This is a genomic window from Bradyrhizobium sp. BTAi1, assembly GCF_000015165.1.
Taxonomy (GTDB): domain Bacteria; phylum Pseudomonadota; class Alphaproteobacteria; order Rhizobiales; family Xanthobacteraceae; genus Bradyrhizobium; species Bradyrhizobium denitrificans.
On the sequence record NC_009485.1, the window covers coordinates 4,757,262 to 4,774,646 of the forward strand.

At 64.7% G+C, this 17,385-nt stretch carries 16 protein-coding genes; 3 read left to right on the forward strand and 13 right to left on the reverse strand.

Annotated elements, in window-relative coordinates:
• Positions 1-203: 203 nt before the first annotated feature.
• Complete coding sequence (locus tag BBTA_RS21210) at positions 204-1,049, reverse strand: metallophosphoesterase (RefSeq protein WP_012044566.1); 846 nt, start codon at positions 1,047-1,049, stop codon at positions 204-206.
• A 214-nt stretch (positions 1,050-1,263) separates the two neighbouring features.
• Between BBTA_RS21210 and BBTA_RS21215 the strand changes: the two genes are divergently transcribed.
• Genes BBTA_RS21215 through BBTA_RS21225 form a run of 3 tightly spaced genes read left to right on the forward strand, consistent with a single transcriptional unit; the run spans position 1,264 to position 4,863 of the window.
• Positions 1,264-2,298 carry a sugar ABC transporter substrate-binding protein gene (locus BBTA_RS21215; RefSeq protein WP_012044567.1) on the forward strand — a complete coding sequence of 345 codons (1,035 nt, stop codon included), beginning with the start codon at positions 1,264-1,266 and terminating at the stop codon, positions 2,296-2,298.
• Positions 2,299-2,309: 11 nt separating this feature from the next.
• On the forward strand, positions 2,310-3,815 hold the full coding sequence (locus BBTA_RS21220) for a sugar ABC transporter ATP-binding protein (RefSeq protein ID WP_012044568.1): 1,506 nt from the start codon (positions 2,310-2,312) through the stop codon (positions 3,813-3,815).
• A 10-nt stretch (positions 3,816-3,825) separates the two neighbouring features.
• Positions 3,826-4,863 carry an ABC transporter permease gene (locus BBTA_RS21225; RefSeq protein ID WP_012044569.1) on the forward strand — a complete coding sequence of 346 codons (1,038 nt, stop codon included), beginning with the start codon at positions 3,826-3,828 and terminating at the stop codon, positions 4,861-4,863.
• 261 nt (positions 4,864-5,124) lie between these two features.
• Here the strand turns inward: BBTA_RS21225 and mtnK are convergent, their stop codons facing one another.
• The 12 genes from mtnK to nuoH all read right to left on the reverse strand — a co-directional run bounded on the left by mtnK (position 5,125) and on the right by nuoH (position 17,381).
• Complete coding sequence (gene mtnK, locus BBTA_RS21230; RefSeq protein ID WP_012044570.1) at positions 5,125-6,426, reverse strand: S-methyl-5-thioribose kinase; 1,302 nt, start codon at positions 6,424-6,426, stop codon at positions 5,125-5,127.
• 100 nt (positions 6,427-6,526) lie between these two features.
• Positions 6,527-6,802, reverse strand: coding sequence for a DUF1467 family protein (locus tag BBTA_RS21235; protein ID WP_012044571.1), 276 nt, complete (start codon positions 6,800-6,802; stop codon positions 6,527-6,529).
• A 12-nt stretch (positions 6,803-6,814) separates the two neighbouring features.
• On the reverse strand, positions 6,815-7,219 hold the full coding sequence (gene mce / locus BBTA_RS21240) for a methylmalonyl-CoA epimerase (RefSeq protein WP_012044572.1): 405 nt from the start codon (positions 7,217-7,219) through the stop codon (positions 6,815-6,817).
• 46 nt (positions 7,220-7,265) lie between these two features.
• Complete coding sequence (locus BBTA_RS21245; RefSeq protein ID WP_012044573.1) at positions 7,266-8,936, reverse strand: ribonuclease J; 1,671 nt, start codon at positions 8,934-8,936, stop codon at positions 7,266-7,268.
• Entirely contained in the window at positions 8,937-9,746 is an 810-nt protein-coding gene (locus BBTA_RS21250) for a biotin--[acetyl-CoA-carboxylase] ligase (RefSeq protein WP_012044574.1), read from the reverse strand.
• Positions 9,747-11,174 carry an NADH-quinone oxidoreductase subunit NuoN gene (nuoN, locus tag BBTA_RS21255; RefSeq protein ID WP_012044575.1) on the reverse strand — a complete coding sequence of 476 codons (1,428 nt, stop codon included), beginning with the start codon at positions 11,172-11,174 and terminating at the stop codon, positions 9,747-9,749.
• A gap of 29 nt (positions 11,175-11,203) precedes the next feature.
• On the reverse strand, positions 11,204-12,712 hold the full coding sequence (locus BBTA_RS21260) for an NADH-quinone oxidoreductase subunit M (protein ID WP_012044576.1): 1,509 nt from the start codon (positions 12,710-12,712) through the stop codon (positions 11,204-11,206).
• The gene (nuoL, locus tag BBTA_RS21265; RefSeq protein ID WP_012044577.1) at positions 12,709-14,796 is read right to left on the reverse strand and encodes an NADH-quinone oxidoreductase subunit L; all 2,088 of its coding nucleotides are present in this window, start codon (positions 14,794-14,796) and stop codon (positions 12,709-12,711) included. Before nuoL ends, BBTA_RS21260 begins: the two co-directional genes overlap by 4 nt.
• Positions 14,797-14,861: 65 nt before the next feature.
• Positions 14,862-15,170: an NADH-quinone oxidoreductase subunit NuoK gene (gene nuoK / locus BBTA_RS21270; RefSeq protein WP_006611001.1), complete on the reverse strand. Its 309-nt coding sequence runs from the start codon at positions 15,168-15,170 to the stop codon at positions 14,862-14,864.
• Positions 15,167-15,805: an NADH-quinone oxidoreductase subunit J gene (locus BBTA_RS21275; protein WP_012044578.1), complete on the reverse strand. Its 639-nt coding sequence runs from the start codon at positions 15,803-15,805 to the stop codon at positions 15,167-15,169. Before BBTA_RS21275 ends, nuoK begins: the two co-directional genes overlap by 4 nt.
• Before the next feature lie 9 nt (positions 15,806-15,814).
• Positions 15,815-16,303, reverse strand: coding sequence for an NADH-quinone oxidoreductase subunit NuoI (gene nuoI / locus BBTA_RS21280; protein ID WP_012044579.1), 489 nt, complete (start codon positions 16,301-16,303; stop codon positions 15,815-15,817).
• 7 nt (positions 16,304-16,310) lie between these two features.
• Entirely contained in the window at positions 16,311-17,381 is a 1,071-nt protein-coding gene (nuoH, locus tag BBTA_RS21285) for an NADH-quinone oxidoreductase subunit NuoH (protein ID WP_012044580.1), read from the reverse strand.
• Between the last annotated feature and the right edge of the window lie 4 nt (positions 17,382-17,385).

A 17,385-nucleotide genomic window follows, 5' to 3' on the forward strand; every position in this document is an offset into this window, starting at 1 on the left:
CGGGAGGAGCCCTGGCGCGCAACAAGCAGCGTCACCCCGCTTAACAAGATCAAATCTGAACTTGCGGGATATCAAAGGGTCGACACAATTTCCGAGCAGGGCCCGCTGCCCTGCTCTATTTTTTTGCCGGTCAACCGCTTCCGGATGACCCTAGATTCCCCTGCATGAACGCTGCCTGAATAGCCGGATCGGCGCCGACTCGCTCACGCCGCGCCTGCAGCCGCAAAGCATGGCAATGGCGCGCGCCACTTTGACTTTGCCTTCGGCCAGGGCAGCGTGAGCGACAGCGGCTCCCGCCCATGCACGGTCCAGCGCAGGTCTTCGCCGTCGATCTCGAGCACGCCAAAGGCCCCCGCCGCATCACCGGAAATGAAGGTTTCGGTCAGCGACTGCAAGGTGATGTGCGGCGTGCCATCGACCGTCGTCAGCGTATTCCAATGCACATGCCCCGCGAGCGCCACGACCGGACCCGGCGCGTTGGCGATGGCTGCGCGAATCGCGGCCCCCTCGGCATAGGTCGCGTGATCCGGATTGGCTTCGAAATAGTAGTTGCCGGTCTGGGCATGCCCCGACAGCGGTACGTGACTGACCAGCAAAGTCGGACGATCATCCTGCGCGAGCAGTTGCACCAGCCTTTCGAGATCGCCCGGAGACAGATGCAGACCTCGCTCGCGTGTCAGCCGCACATCGGGCTGCCAGAACACACACCTGACCTGCCCGATGACAAGGGCGCGCGAGCCGCACGGCCGATCGAGAATTGCTTCATTGTCGGCGAGCGTGAGCATCGCGACGTCATGATTGCCACTGACGTGATGCCGGCGCGCGTCGAGCTTGGCGAGACACATCGCCACGTCGCTCTGCAACAGGCGATCGCGTTCCGGATCCTCGTCGGAGATCCGATCTCCGAGATCAATCACCGCATCGAAGCCAGCGCCGTTGACCTCTGCGACAAACTGCTCCAGCAGCGGCAGCGCGCGTGAGCCCCGCTTCGTCGGCGTGTCCCGGCCGTGATGAATGTCGCCGATCACGGCGATGCGTGTCGATGCCACGTCGCAGCTCCGAAGATGCCTTGAACGATCAAGTGCCGCCGCCGCGTAGCATGGACGCATCACGGTTTTCTGACATCGCGCGTGCAGCGCCACAAACGACAGACGCACCGCACAACATCCGGCTGTAGCGAGATCAGGAAGGTTGTGAAACACTGCAGGTCTTGGCGGCGCGATCAATGACGCCGCCAGACAACAATGGGACAGGGAGCACGGGATGTCCGGCACTGACAAAACGTCCAAGACAACGGTCAAGACGAGGCGCGATCTTCTCCAGGCGGCCACGGCCGCGGGCTCCGCGGCGGCCCTGCTCGCCGGTTTCGGCATCAATCCGGCGCTCGCGGCCGAGATGGGCCGCTCCGAAAAGCCGCTCAAGGCGGCGTTCTCCAATGCCGGCCTGCAGGCCACCTGGTGCGCCCAGGGCAAGCAGGCGGCGGAATGGTGGGGCAAGCTGCTCAATGTCGAGGTGACCTGGTTCGACGGCCAGCTCGATGCGGTGAAGCAGCGCGCCGCGATCGACAACATGGCGTCGCAGAAATGGGACTTCGTCGCGATCCAGGCGTTCGGCATCGGAACGCTGACGCAGCCGGTGCAGAAGATGATCGACGCCGGCATCCCCGTGATCGACATGGACACGCTGATCGCGCCGCTGGATCAGATCAACGTCCACTCCTTCCTCGCCCCCGACAACGAGTTCATGGGCGCATCCGTCACCCAGGCGCTGGCGAACGCGATGGGCGGCAAGGGCAAGATCATCATGACGCAGGGCGCGCTCGGCCATACCGGCGCGCAGGGCCGCGCCAAGGGCTTCAACTCGGTCATCAAGCAGTTCCCGAACATCGAGGTGCTCGACACCCAGCCGGCGGATTGGGACGTCTCCAAGGCCGCGCGCCTCTGGGAGACTTATCTGACGAAATATCCGCAGATCGACGCGGCCTTCTTCCACAATGACGACATGGCGCTCGCGGCCTACAACATCATGAAGGCGCGCAACCGCACCAACATTCTGATCGGCGGCGTCGACGCCATGCCGCCGGCCATCCAGGCCGTCAGCGACGGCCGGATGTTCGCGACCGTGCGCAACCCGTCCTGCCGCATCCATGGCGGCGCGATCGTGGCCGGTGTGGCGGCGGTTACGGCCGGCGAGAAGAGCGGCCAGGGCATTCCGAAGCATGTCATCACCGACGGCCCCGTCGTGACCAAGGCCAATGCCGCAGGCATGCAATGGATGGAGGATCACTTCCTGATCTGAAGTCTTCTCCCATGTCGGACAGCCGCCCGCCTCTCCTGGAACTGCAGGACATCACCAAGTCGTTCGGCGGCGTCACCGCCTTGCGCGGCGTCGATTTCACGCTACGCCCCGGCGAGATCCATGGTCTCGTCGGGGAGAACGGCGCCGGCAAGAGCACGCTGATGAAGATCATCGCTGGCGTGCACACCGGATTCTCCGGCCGTTTCCTGCTCGACGGCCGCGAGGTCCATTTCAACTCCGCCCGCGACGCCCGCGCCGCCGGCATCGCCATGGTGCATCAGGAGCTGAGTGTTGCCCCTGATCTCACCGTGGCCGAGAACGTGTTTCTCGGCAACCAGCCGACCAATGCGCTCGGCATCGTCCAATGGCGCCGGATGGCGCGCGAGGCGGCCGAGCAATTGAAGAAGCTCGGCATCGACGCCGATCCGATGAGCCGGCTCGGCGACCTGCCGATCGGCGTGCAGCAGCTGATCGAGATCGCGCGGGTGCTGTTCTCCGGCGCCCGCATCATCATCCTGGACGAGCCGACCTCGGCGCTGTCGCCGCCCGAGGTCGAGCGGCTGTTCGCAGCCCTGCGCAAGCTGCGCGAGCAAGGCACCGGGATCATCTTCATCTCGCATTTCATCGAAGACATCCTGCTGATCTCCGACGAGGTCACGGTGTTCCGCAACGGCCGCAAGATCATGGAGACGCGGGCAGCCGACACCAGCAAGGCAGCGCTGATCGAGGCCATGATCGGCAAGGGCCGCGATGCGCTGGAGGGCAGCTACACCCACGACATCACCCTGCCCGCGCCGCCGGCCGGCAAGCCCGTGGTGCTCGAGGCCGCGGGCTTGTCGCTGGCCCGCAGCCTCAAGCGTGTGTCGTTCTCCGTCCAAGCCGGCGAGGTGCTCGGCATCTACGGCTTCATGGGCTGCGGCCAGCTCGAGCTAGCGCGGATCCTGTTCGGCAAGCTGGCGCCCGATGCCGGCGAGCTGCGCCTGGCCGGCGAGCGCAACCGCTTCAAGAGCACGGCCGATGCGCGCCGCGCCGGCATCGCCTTCGTGCCGGAGAGCCGGCGCGACATGCTGTTCCTGCAGGAGCCCGTGTACAAGAACGTCTCAATCAGCATCCTCGATCGCATCAATGCCGTGTTGCTGAAGCCGTCGCGCGAGCGCGCGCTCGCCAAGCGCCAGGTCGAGCAACTGCAGATTCGTCCCGCCGATGTCGAGATCGATCTCGGCCTGCTCTCCGGCGGCAACCAGCAGAAGGTCGCGCTGGCGAAATGGCTCAGCCATCCGCCGCGGCTGCTGGTGCTGTGCGAGCCGACCCGCGGAATGGATGTCGGCGCCAAAAGCGACGTGATCGGAATCGTCCGGCAGCTGCGCGACCAGGGCATTGCCGTCGTCGTGCTCTCGACCGAGCCGGAGACCGTGCTGTCGCTGGCCGACCGCGTCATCGTGCTCAAGCGCGGCCAGGTCGTGCGCGAATTCGCCGGCGAGACTATCAGCAAAGACCGTCTGCTCGAGGCGGCGTAGGGAGACTATCATGGCGCATGGCGACACTGTTCCGATGCCCGAGGCGCAGCCGCGGCGCGCAGGCGGGCTCGCCACGCTGCTGCGCACGCAGATGCGCAACATCGCGCCGTTCCTGACCTTGATCTTCCTCACCGCGTTCTTCGCGATCGCCAGCCCGTCCTTCGCGACGCTCGACAATGTCGGCAACATCCTGACCCAGGTCTCGGTCACCGGCATCATCGCGGTCGGCCTGACATTCGTGATCCTGTGCGCCGAGATCGATCTCTCGATCGCCGCCATCGCCAATGTCACCGGCATCGCGGTGGCCTTCTTCACCTTGCAGGACTCCTACGTCAACATCGCCAATCTGCCGCTGCCGGGCTTTGCCGCGATCATGCTCGCCCTGGCCTTGTGCGCGCTGCTCGGCGCCGTCAATGCCTTCGGCCTGACGGTGATCGGCATTCCCTCCTTCATCATGACACTCGCGATGATGCAGATCGCCGCCGGCATCTCGGCGATGCTGGTGCGCGGCCAGATCGCCTACAAGGTGCCGCCCCTGATCACGACGCTCGGCTCCGGCTCGATCGCCGGCGTGCCCTGGATCGTGATCGTCGCCGCGCTGATGCTGCTGCTCGGCCACCTCGTGCTGACCTATACGCGCTTCGGCCGCTACGTCTACATGGTCGGCGGCAACCGCGAGGCGGCGGAATATTCCGGCCTGAACGTCAAGCTGATCCTCGGCAGCGTGATGGTGATCTCGGCGGTCTGCTCGGGGATCGGCGGCATGCTGGGCGTGGCGCATTTCGGCAGCGCGCAGCAGAACGAGTTCGACACCTATCTGCTCGACTCGATCGCCGCCGTCGTCGTCGGCGGCACCAGCCTGTTCGGCGGCCGCGGTGGCATCGGCAACACCATCGTCGGCCTGTTCGTGCTCGGCGTGCTCAACAACGGCCTCGATCACGTCAACATCGACAGCTTCCTGAAGATCCTGATCCGTGGCCTGATCCTGCTCGCCGCGCTGGTGATCAACGTCTACGCGCAGCGGCTGCGCGCCAAGGCAGCGGATTGAGCGGGATGTGGTAGTCGTAGGGTGGGCAAAGGCGCAGCCGCAGTCTCTCCACACGCGGGATCGCGATGGCGCCGTGCCCACCATCTTGCCGATAAGCGCGCCGACCGACGGTGGGCACGCTGCCGCCTGCGGCGGCTGCTTTGCCCACCCTACGCATCTGTTTCCGTCATTGCGAGCGAAGCGAAGCAATCCAGAGCCATACGAAGACTCTGGATTGCTTCGTCGCTTTGCTCCTCGCAATGACGGGATTTGCCGAGCCCATCAAAACGCCGGCTGCCACTGGCGCAGTTCGCGCGCGGCACGCGTCACCGCCTCGATCGTCGTGAACGACGCCGTCTCGACCATCAGCGTTCGTGCCAACCGGAGCGCCCGCGCCTCGCAGCTTGCGCGTCGCCTCTCGTCGGCGATCAGCTCGAAATCGATGTTGTGCGCAAGCCCCAGGATGCGGCGGATGATCTTGGCGGCCGTGAAGCCGACCGCATCCTGGAACAGCCTCGCCATATAGGCCTGACGCTCGGCTTCCAGCCGTGCCGCGCCGGCCTCGCCGGGAAACAGCGACAGCGGATAGGCATCGCCAGTCGACTCGCTGCGCCAGAGCTCCAGGAATTTGCCTGCGAATCCGCTCCACACCTGATCGACCGTGCTCAGCACCCAGCTCTCGAACGCCTCCCGCTCGCCCGGCGACCTTTCGTGTCCTACGGAGGCAAAATACGCCATCAGCAGGTTCGCGAGCACCGCGCCGACGTCAAACCCCATCGGGCCGTAGAACGCGAATTCGGGATCGATCACCTTTGTCTCGGTCTCCGTGACCATGATCGAGCCCGTGTGCAGATCGCCATGGATCAGCGCCTCGGCGCGCGACAGGAACTGCAGTTTCAGCCTGGAGACGGCGACATGAAGATCGAGATCGGCGCGGATGTCAGCCGCGGTCGCATCGAGCCAAGGCGAGGTCCAGCGGTTCTGCTCGGCGCTGCGATAGGGATCGGTGAAGATCAGGTCCTCGGTGATCTTGCAGAGCGCATGATTGCCGGCAAAGCTCGCGATCGCCTCCTTCTTTGCTGCCGCCGACAGCGCAAGGTCGGACGAAAAGAACAGCGTCCGCGCCATGAACGTCGTGATGTGATCGACGAAGGCCGGATAGATCGCGCCGGCCACCAGCCCCTTTCGCATGATGATATGGGGCTCGAGCAGCTCCATCGCGGTGAGCGCCAGCGCCGGATCATGATGAATGATGGCCGGCACCAGTCCGGGCGCCAGCCGGCCCTGATGGGTCAGCGCCAGATGCTCAAAATGCGCGCGCGACAGCGGCAGCGGCCAGCTCTCACCGACCAGGCGCACGTAAGGCAGCGCCTGCTTGACCGCGAGACCGCCGGACGTCCCCTTGACGATGAAGACGAGGTTGAGATTGCCGTCGCCGACCTCGGTGATCGACCAGCGATCGGCCGGTCCGCCAAGTTGCGCCGCGACCGCCGCAATGCCCGCGAGGTAGTCGCGCAGATCCGTTTCGTTCAGAATACGATAGCCCGATGGCGTCCCCTGGCGGGCCCCGGCCGGTGTCGTCACGCACAACCTCCCTGTCGCGCTTGTTTTGACCTCCTATAGCAAAAAAGCCGACGCGCGTCCGCGCATCGGCTTCGGAAGAATGTTGTGCGCCGCAAGCGGCCTAGAACGGCAGCCCCATCAGCTTCGACAGCCGCTCGATGCTGAAATAGCCGGCCTGATAGGCCGCGAGCGCGAACGCAAAGATCACGGCCGACAGCAGCGTCGTCCAGATCAGGCGCTTGCCCATCAGGCTGATGGTCGGCGCGCCCGGATCGGTTCCCGGCGAGGCGCCCCCGGTCTCGTGCTGGCTGCGCACGCCGAACGGCAGGATGACGAACAGCGTCACCCACCACAGCACGAAGTAGATCGCAAGCCAGGTCGAGATCGTATAGGCCATGACCGGGCTGCCTCAGGCCTGTTCGATTTCAACGAGCGCGCCGGAAAAATCCTTGGGATGCAGGAACAGCACCGGCTTGCCATGGGCGCCGATCTTGGGCTGGCCGTCGCCGAGCACGCGCGCGCCTTCCTTGATCAGCGTGTCGCGCGAGGCGATGATGTCGGCCACCTCGTAGCAGACATGGTGGATGCCGCCGTCCGCATTGCGCTCGAGGAATTTGGCGATCGGCGAGGCCTCGCCGAGCGGCTGGATGAACTCGATCTTGGTGTTCGGCAAGGTCACGAACACGGTGATCACGCCGTGCTCCGGCAGCGGCACGGCTGACGAGATCTCGGCACCGAACGCCGCGCCATAGATCTTGGCGGCCTTCTCCGCGTCCTTGACCGCGATGGCGACGTGATTGAGACGGCCCAGCATTGCATCCCTCCCCATTTCATTTCGCGCGGCCGTTGACCGGCTCGCGTCAGACTTCCAGGACGTGAACGAGGCAGATCGGCTTCTTGCCCCATTGCTCGTTGACCGCGGCGCGCACCGCCCGCCGCACCGATTCCGCCGCCGCATCCGGATCGCGCCGCCGCGCCCGCGGCAGGCCTTCGAAGGTCGAGACCACGGCGTCGAACACGATGTCGTCCATCTCCTCGCCGGCCGCGTTCTTCTCGGGGATGCCGACCATGTCGACTTCGGGATCGTCCGCCAGTTCGCCCTTCTCGGTGATCGCCAGCGCCACGAAGATGCAACCGGCAAACGCCATCTTGCGACGCTCGACCACGGCACGCGATTTCGCGTCCTCGACGATGCTGCCGTCCTTGTAGAGACGGCCCGCCGGCAGCTCGTCGATGATCCCGGGCTCGCCCGGACCAAGCTTGACGAGGTCGCCATTGCGGCAGGTGATCACCTTCGGCACGCCGCAGGCGCGCGCCAGCCGCGCGTGCTCGTGCAGATGCAGCGCCTCGCCATGAACGGGAATCAGGAGCTGCGGCCGCGTCCAGGCGATCATGTCGCGCAGCTCGTCGCGGCGCGGATGGCCGGAGACGTGGACGAGATGGTTGCGGTCGGTGATGATCTCGATGCCCTGCTGCACCAGCCCGTTGATGACGGCGCCGACCGCCTTCTCATTGCCGGGAATGGTGCGCGAGGAGAAGATGACGGTGTCGCCCTTGTTCAAGGTCACCAGCGGATGGTCGTCATTGGCGATGCGCGCCAGCGCCGCGCGCGCCTCGCCCTGGCTGCCGGTGCACAGCGCGAGCACCTTGTCGGCCGGGAAATGACCGTACAGGTCCATGCCGCGAAAATTCTGCACGCCGTCGAGATAGCCGGTCTCGCGCGCGACTTGGACGACGCGTTCCATGGCGCGGCCGACGATGACGACCTCGCGCTCGGCCTCGCGTGCGGCGTCAGCGACGGCACGGATGCGCGCGACATTGGAGGCGAAGGTGGTGACCGCGACGCGGCCCTTGGCTTCCTTCACCAGCATCGCGATGGTCTTGGCGACTTCGGCCTCGGACGGCGAGCGTCCCTCGCGGACGGCGTTGGTGGAGTCACCGATCAACGCCAGCAGCCCGGCATCGCCGAGCTCGCGCAGCCGCTTCTCGTCAGTCGGCGCGCCCAGCACCGGCGTCGGATCGATCTTCCAATCGCCGGTGTGCAGGACGGTGCCGACCTCGGTGTGGATGGCGAGCGCATGCGATTCCGGAATCGAATGCGCGACCGGAATGAACTCGACGTTGAACGGACCGATATCGACCCGGCCGCCCGAGGGGATCACCGTCACCGGGATCTTGGCCGGCAGCCGCTCGGCTTCGCACTTCGCCTCGAACAACGCGGCGCTGAACTTGGTCGCGTAGATCGGGCATTTCAGCCGCGGCCACAGATCGATGATGGCGCCGAAATGGTCCTCATGGGCGTGCGTCAGAACCAGCCCGACCAGATTGTTGCGTTCCTTCTCGAGAAACGCCACGTCGGGCATGATCAGGTCGATGCCCGGCAGATGCTCCTCGTCGCCGAAGGAGACGCCGAGATCGATCGCGAGCCAGGAGCGCTGGTGGCGGTTGCCGAGGCCGTAGATCGACAGATTCATGCCGATCTCGCCGACCCCGCCAAGCGGAGCAAATGTCAGTTCGTCGGGACGCGCCATCTAGACCGCTCCTTTGGATGCGACCGAGCCGAAATGAACATCACCGGCCGTGATCGGCTCCAATCGTCCCTCCGCGGTCCGCACCAGCATACAACCCTGTTCATCGATCGTGTCGAAAATTCCCTCGATGATAGCATGTCCGGACCTGATGGCGACGGGCTGGCCGAGCCCGGCCGCGCGTTCCAGCCAGAGCCGGCGGATATCAGCAAAGCCCCGCCCCTCGTTCCAGATGCCGAAATATTCCACCCAGGACTCGGACAGCGCCGAGAACAGATCCTCAGCGCTGACCTCGACGCCTAGATCGCGCAGCGAGACCGCCGGTGTCGGGGTATCGGTCGGCGCCGCCACGACGTTGGTTCCGATGCCCGCGACGACCGCGAGCCCGCCGGCGACCTGCTCCGCCTCGAGCAGCATGCCGACGATCTTGCGCCCACCGGCGAGCACGTCATTCGGCCATTTCACCGCAAAATCGAGCGCCGAGCTGCCGCCGGATCGCAGCACAGCCTCGCGGCTCACCTGCCGCAGCGCGTTCTCGATCGCCAGGCAGGCGGCGAACCCAAGGGTCGCGGCGACGACCGGCGCGACATTCAGCACTTCAAGGACGGACGACGCCAGATTGCCGCGCGGCGCAACCCAAGGCCGCTGGCGGCGGCCGCGTCCGGCCGTCTGCTCCGTGGTGACGAACCAGCACGGCGCCCTGGCGCCTTGCCGTGCAGCGGCCAAGGCCTCGATATTGGTCGAGCCGGCCTGATCGAAGACGACGAGCCCGTAGCCGCGGGCAGCGGCACGGGCCCCCAGAGCAAAGGGCATCTAGAACAGCGACTTCGCCGCGGCCGCGGCGGCGCTGACCAGCGGGCCGGGATAGGCGAAGAACAGGATGTTGAAGATGCCGGAGATCGCGAGCACGGTGCGCAGCTCGACACGGACCGGATCGAGCGTGGCGAGCGGCTCGTCGAAATACATCGTCTTGACGATCAGCAAATAGTAGTAGGCGCCGACCACGCTGGTGAGCACGCCGATCACGGACAGCGCGAACAGCCCGGCCTTGATCGCGGCGACGAAGACGTACCATTTGGCGAAGAAGCCCGCGAGCGGCGGGATGCCGGCCAGCGAGAACAACAGCATCGCGAAGAAGAAGGCGAGCAGCGGATTGGTTCGGGACAGGCCGGCAAAGTCGCTGATCTTCTCGAACGACTGGCCATTGCGCTTGATCGCCATGATCACGGCGAACGAGCCGAGCGTCATCGCGACATAGATCGCGATATAGGTCAGTACGCCCTGTGCGCCTTCGACCGTGCCGGCGGCAAGGCCGACCAGCGCAAAGCCCATATGGCCGATCGAGGAATAGGCCATCAGGCGCTTGATGTTGGTCTGCCCGATCGCCGCAAACGAACCGAGCGCCATCGAGGCGATCGAGACGAACACGATGATCTGCTGCCACTGGAAGGTGATGCCGGGGAACGCGGTCAGCGCGACGCGGGCAAACACCGCGAGCGCCGCAACCTTCGGCGCCGAGGCAAAGAACGCCGTGACCGGGGTCGGCGCGCCTTCATAGACGTCCGGCGTCCACATGTGGAACGGCACCGCCGACACCTTGAAGCACAGGCCGGCGAACAGGAAGACGAGGCCGAAGATGATTCCGACGCTGCCGGTCTTGGCCGCCGCCGCAATGCCGGCAAAGCTGACCGTTCCGGTGAAGCCGTAGATCAGCGAGGCGCCGTACAGCAGCATGCCGGAGGACAGCGCGCCGAGCACGAAATATTTCAGGCCGGCTTCGGTCGACTTGACGTTGTCGCGATGGCTGGCGGCGACGACATAGAGCGCAAGCGACATCAGCTCGAGGCCGAGATAGAGCGTGATCAGGTCGCCGGCCGAGATCAGCACGAGCATGCCGAGCGTCGAGAGCAGCACCAGGATCGCGTATTCGAAGATGCGGCGGTCGGGCGACGACAGGAATTCGGCCGACATCACCAAGGTGGCGACCGAGCCGATGATCGCCAGGATCTTCAGGAAGCGCGCGTAGCTGTCAGCGATGAAGCTGCCGCCGAAGGCCTGGCCGCCGGGCTGCCTGAGCACCAGGATGCCGACCACGATCAGGAGCACGACCGCAAGGCCGGTGACGATCCCCGTCGTCCTCTGCCCGCGAAACGCGCCCAACATCAACAGCGCCATGGCCCCCAAAGCCAGCAGCAGCTCCGGCAGCACCACCCAAAGCTGAGGCCCAAGATTCTCGATCATCGTCTTTGTCCCGACCCCTCAAGGTCTCATCATTGGAGCAGCGCGGCGGCCTTCACGGCCGTCACGGCGGTATTGTAGTTGTTGACGAGCTGCTGCACCGAGGCCGCCGACATGTCGAGGATCGGCTTCGGATACACGCCGAACAGGATGGTCAGCGCCACCAGCGGAAACAGGATCACGCCCTCGCGCAAGGTGAGGTCCTTGATGCTGGCGAGCGACGGCTTGGTCAGCGCACCGAACACCACCTTGCGATACAGCCACAGCGCGTAGCCCGCCGACAGGATCACGCCGAAGGTCGCGAAGAAGGCGGTCGGGATCGACACCTTGAAGGTGCCGAGCAGGGTCATGAACTCGCCGACGAAGCCGGAGGTGCCGGGCAGACCGACATTGGCCATGGTGAACACCATGAACACCAGCGCGTAGATCGGCATCCGGTTGACGAGGCCGCCATAGGCCGCGATCTCGCGGGTGTGCATGCGGTCGTAGACCACGCCGACGCAGAGGAACAGCGCCCCCGAGACGATGCCGTGCGAGATCATCTGGAACACGCCGCCGGCGACGCCCTGCATGGTGCCGGCGAAGATGCCCATGGTCACGAAGCCCATATGCGCCACCGACGAGTAGGCGATCAGCTTCTTGATATCCTCCTGCATCAGCGCGACCAGCGAGGTGTAGATGATCGCGATCGCCGAGAGCGTCCACACCAGCGGCGCGAAATCGTGCGACGCCAGCGGGAACATCGGCAGCGAGAAGCGCAGGAAGCCGTAGCCGCCCATCTTCAAGAGGATCGCGGCCAGGATCACCGAGCCGGCCGTCGGCGCCTCGACGTGGGCGTCCGGCAGCCAGGTGTGAACCGGCCACATCGGCATCTTCACCGCGAAGGAGGCGAAGAAGGCCAGCCAGGCCCAGGTCTGCAACGACCGCGGCACCGCCGTATGCATCAGGGTCGGAATGTCGGTCGTGCCGGCGTTCCAATACAGCGCCATGATGGCCAGCAGCATCAGCACCGAGCCGAGCAGCGTGTAGAGGAAGAACTTGAAGGACGCGTAGACCCGGCGCGGACCGCCCCAGACGCCGATGATCAGGAACATCGGGATCAGACCGCCCTCGAAGAACAGATAGAACAGCACGAGGTCGAGCGCCGAGAAGGTGCCGACCATGAGCGTTTCCAGGATCAGGAACGCCATCATGTATTCGCGCAGGCGGTTGGTGACCGACTTCCAGCTCGCCACGATGCAGAACGGCATCAAGGCGGTGGTCAGGATCACGAACGGCAGCGAGATGCCGTCGACGCCCATGTGATAGCTGATGCCGGCCGCCAGCCAGTTCGATTTCTCGACGAACTGGAAGTCGGTCTGGTTGGGATCGAAGCGCAGCACCAGGAGCACCGACACCGCGAAGGTGATCAGCGTGGTCCACAGCGCGATCCAGCGCGCATTGCGCCTTGCGGCCTCGTCGTCGCCGCGCACCAGATAGATCAGCAGCGCGCCGACGATCGGCAGGAAGGTGACGACGGAGAGAATTGGCCAGGTGGTCATTGCTGGCCCCCCATGAACATGAACCAGGTGATCAGGCCGGCGACGCCGATCAGCATGGCAAAGGCATAGTGATAGAGATAACCGGTCTGGATCTTGACGACGTTGCGCGTGACGTCGAGCACCCGCGCCGAGACGCCATCGGGACCGAACCCGTCGATGACGAAACCATCGCCCTTCTTCCAGAGGAAGCGGCCGAGCCACTTCGCCGGACGAACGAAGATAAAGTCATACAGCTCGTCGAAGTACCATTTGTTGAGCAGGAACTTGTAGAGCAGCGGCTGCTGCGCGGCCAGCTCCTCCGGGATGTCCGGACGGCTGACATAGAAGAAGTAGGACACCGCGAAGCCGAGCACCATCATGATGAAGGGCAGCTGGCCCAGCCAGAACGGCATGTGCTCCATGTCCTCCAGGATGTGCGGGTTCATCTTCAGCGACTCGCCGAAGAAGTGCTCGACGCCATGCGGATCGGCGAACAGGCCCTTGAACGGGAAGCCCGCGAGGATGGAGCCCGCCGCGAGCACGCCGATCGGGATCAGCATCCAGATCGGGCTCTCATGCGCGGCCTCGTAATGATGCTGGTCGTGCGGCGTGCCGAAGAAGGTCTTGAACACCAGACGCCAGGAGTAGAACGAGGTCAGGCCGGCGGCGACGATGGTGAGGAAGTAGGCGTAGGTCGCGAACGGATTATGCGAGGCGTAGGCGGCCTCGATGATCGCGTCCTTCGAGAAGAAGCCGGCGAAGCCCGGGAAGCCCGTCAGCGCCAGGGTGCCGATCGTCATCACCGCAAACGTATACGGGATCTTCTTCCACAGGCCGCCCATGTTGCGGATGTCCTGCTCGTGATGCATCGCATAGATGACCGAGCCCGCGCCCAAGAACAGCAACGCCTTGAAGAAGGCGTGCGTGAACAGATGGAACATGCCGACCGAATAGGCCCCTGCTCCCATCGCCACGAACATGTAGCCGAGCTGCGAGCAGGTCGAGTAGGCGACGATGCGCTTGATGTCGTTCTGCACCAGGCCGACGGTCGCCGCGAAGAATGCCGTGGTCGCACCGAAGAACATCACCACGGCCTGCGCGTTCGGCGCCAGCTCGAACAGCGGCGACAGGCGCGCCACCATGAACACGCCGGCGGTCACCATGGTCGCAGCATGGATCAGCGCCGAGACCGGGGTCGGACCCTCCATCGCGTCCGGCAGCCAGGTGTGCAGCAGGAACTGCGCCGACTTGCCCATCGCGCCCATGAACAGCAAGAGGCAGGTCAGGGTCAGCGCGTCGGCATGCCAGCCGAGGAAGTTGATTGTCTTGCCCGCGAAGCTCGGCGCGGCCGCGAAGATGGTCTCGAAATCGGTCGATTTCGCCAGTAGGAACACCGCGAAGATGCCGAGCGCGAAACCGAAGTCACCGACGCGGTTGACGACGAACGCCTTGATCGCGGCCGCATTGGCCGAGGGCTTCTGGAACCAGAAGCCGATCAGCAGGTAGCTCGCCAGACCGACGCCCTCCCAGCCGAAGAACAGCTGCACCAAATTGTTCGCGGTCACCAGCATCAGCATCGCGAAGGTGAACAGCGAGAGATAGGCGAAGAAGCGCGGACGGTTCGGATCCTCGTCCATGTAGCCGATCGAATAGAGGTGCACGAGCGAGGACACGCTGGTCACAACCACCAGCATCACCGCCGTGAGCGTGTCGACGCGCAGCGCCCACGACACCTGCAGCTCGCCCGAATTGATCCAAGGCAGCAGCTCCTTCACCCCGGCCTCGTGGTGCAAGAAGCCGACGCTCACAAGCATCGCCCAGGACAGCCCGGCCGAGACGAACAACAGTGCGGTCGTGATCGCCTGCGCGGCCCAAGTGCCGGCGGCCGGCGGCTCGGCGACGTGATGGTCGTCGTGACCGACATGACTGTGATCATCATGGCCGTGATCGTCATGGGCATGGGCGTCGGCGGCGTGATGATGACCGTCGTCGTGATGATGCTCGACCGTATCGCCGCTCGGATGGCGCGCATGCGCCCCGAACAGCGCGATCAGGCCGGCCAGGATCGCGCCCAGCAGCGGCAGAAAGACAATGGCCTGGATCATTCGCCCGTTCCTTTACGCATGACCTTGCCGGCGAACCGGCCCCCACTCATCAGGATCATGCGCCCTTAGCCCTTCATCAGATTGACGTCTTCGACCGCGATCGAGCCGCGGTTGCGGAAGTAGACCACCAGCACGGCAAGACCGATCGCGGCTTCCGCCGCGGCCACCGTCAGCACCAACAGCGCGAACACCTGGCCGACGATGTCGCCGAGGAAGGTCGAGAACGCCACCAGGTTGATGTTGACCGCGAGCAGGATCAGCTCGACCGACATCAGGATGACGATGATGTTCTTGCGGTTCAGGAAGATGCCGAGGATGCCGAGCGTGAACAGCATGGCCGCCACAGCCAGATAGTGTCCCAGTCCGATGGTCATTTCACCCACTCCGCGGCGTCCGTATCCTGCAGCCCCTGTCCGACCGCGACCTTGCGCACCGCCATTGCCATCTCCGGCGTACGGGCGTTCTGGACGTTGATGTCCTGGCGCTTGACGCTGACCTTGTGGCGGAGCGTCAGCACGATGGCGCCGATCATCGCGACCAGCAGGATCATGCCCGACAGCTGGAAGTAATGGATGTACTTCGTATAGAGCACGAGGCCGAGCGCCTCGGTGTTGGTGACGTTGGTCGGGATCGCCGCCGTGATCGCCTTCGGCGTCGTCGGGTTGATGACCCAGTAGGACACCGTCAGCAGCAGCTCGAACAGGAAGATGCCGCCGATCACCAGGCCGATCGGCATGTATTGCAGGAAGCCCTCGCGCAGCTCGGTGAAGTCGACGTCGAGCATCATGATCACGAACAGGAACAGCACCGCGACCGCTCCGACATAGACGACGACCAGGATCATCGCCAGGAACTCGGCGCCCATCAGCACGAACAGGCCGGAGGCGTTGACGAAAGCGAGGATCAGATAGAGCACCGAGTGAACGGGGTTCTTGGAGACGATCACCATCACGGCCGAGGCCACGCAGACCGCCGCGAACAGATAGAAGAAGAGCGCAGGAAGGATCATCGGACGGCCTCAGCGGTACGGCGCGTCGAGCGCGATGGCTTTGGAGATCTCGCGCTCCCAGCGGTCGCCGTTCGCCAGCAGCTTGGCCTTGTCATAATACAGCTCCTCGCGGGTCTCGGTCGCGAACTCGAAGTTCGGTCCCTCGACGATGGCGTCGACCGGGCAGGCTTCCTGGCAAAGGCCGCAATAGATGCACTTCACCATGTCGATGTCGTAGCGCACGGTGCGGCGGGTGCCGTCATTGCGACGCGGACCAGCCTCGATGGTGATCGCCTGCGCCGGGCAGACCGCCTCGCACAGCTTGCAGGCGATGCAGCGTTCCTCGCCATTGGGATAGCGGCGCAGCGCATGCTCGCCGCGGAAACGCGGCGAGATCGGGCCCTTCTCGAACGGATAGTTCAGGGTCGGCTTCGGCTGGAAGAAGTAGCGCATCGCGAGGAAGAACGCGGAGACGAACTCGGACAGCAGCAGCGACCGTGCAGTGGCGGAAATGTTCATGACAGCCTCATTTCGGCGCGATGCCGGCGAAGTGCAGCACGCCCGCGACGATCACCACCATGACCAGCGACAGCGGCAGGAACACTTTCCAACCGAGTCGCATCAACTGGTCGTAGCGGTAGCGCGGCACGATCGCTTTCGCCATCGCGATCAGGAAGAACATGAAGAACAGCTTGAGTGCGAACCAGATGACGCCGGGCACCCAGTTGAACGGCGGCAGGTCGATCGGCGGCAGCCAGCCGCCGAGGAACAGGATCGTCGCCAGCGCGCACATCGTGGTGATGGCGACATATTCGCCGAGCATGAACAGCAGATAGGGCGTCGAGCCGTATTCCACCATGAAGCCGGCCACGAGCTCGGATTCCGCCTCCACGAGATCGAACGGCGGACGGTTGGTCTCGGCCAGCGCCGAGACGTAGAACACCACGAACATCGGGAACAGCGGCCAGACGTACCAGTTCAGGATCGTCAGTTGCGGCAGGCCGATCAGGCTGGCGAGACCGCGGGCATGCTGCGCCTCGACGACCGCCGAGAGGTTCAAGGTGCCGGCACAGAGCAGCACGGTGATGATGACGAAGCCGATCGAGACTTCGTAGGACACCATCTGCGCCGCCGAGCGCAGCGCCGCCAGGAACGGATATTTCGAGTTCGACGACCAGCCGGCCATGATGATGCCGTAGATCGACAGCGACGAGATCGCGAAGATGAAGAGGATGCCGACATTGATGTCGGCGATCGCCCAGCCGAGATTGGTCGGAATCACCGCCCAGGCCGCCAGCGCCAGCACGCAGGACACCAGCGGCGCCAGCAGGAAGACGCCCTTGTTGGCGCCCGCCGGGATGATCGGCTCCTTGAGCACGAACTTCAGGAGGTCGGCGAACGACTGGAACAGGCCCCAGGGCCCGACCACGTTGGGTCCCCGGCGGATCTGCACCGCGGCCCAGATCTTGCGGTCCGCCAGCAGGATATAGGCGATCGCGACCAGGAGGACGACGAGGAGCAGCACGCTCTGCGCGATCATGACGATCAGCGGCCAGAGGAAGCCGGTCCAGAATGAGCTCGCAAAGAAATCAGCCATCAGG